General features: G+C 39.0%; 1 protein-coding gene. It reads right to left on the reverse strand.

Annotated features, from left to right (window positions below; all coding sequences use genetic code 11):
- The coding region (locus C1A47_RS17565; RefSeq protein ID WP_111896292.1) for an IS6 family transposase at positions 1 to 344 on the reverse strand (344 nt) is incomplete at both ends.

Here is a 344-nt window from a genome sequence, read left to right on the forward strand (position 1 = left end):
GGAATCTGCCACTTCTTCACATTCTTTAAGATTTTCCCAAGAAAACAATAGGCTGATTTGGTATTACGTCTAGAAGAAAGATAAAAATTAATGGTATAGCCAGGTTGGTCAACTGCACGATACAGATAAGACCATCGTCCATTTACTTTCACATAAGTTTCATTAATATGCCATGAGCTCAGCTCTTTAGGATTACGCCAATACCAACGTAAACGTTTTTCTATTTCAGGAGCATAACGCTGAACCCAACGATAAATCGTGGTGTGATCAACATTCACACCACGTTCAGCAAGCATTTCCTGAAGTTCACGATAGCTAATGCCATATTTACAATACCAGCGCAC

It is taken from the genome of Acinetobacter sp. MB5 (assembly GCF_003261585.1).
In the GTDB taxonomy this organism is placed as follows: Bacteria; Pseudomonadota; Gammaproteobacteria; order Pseudomonadales; family Moraxellaceae; genus Acinetobacter.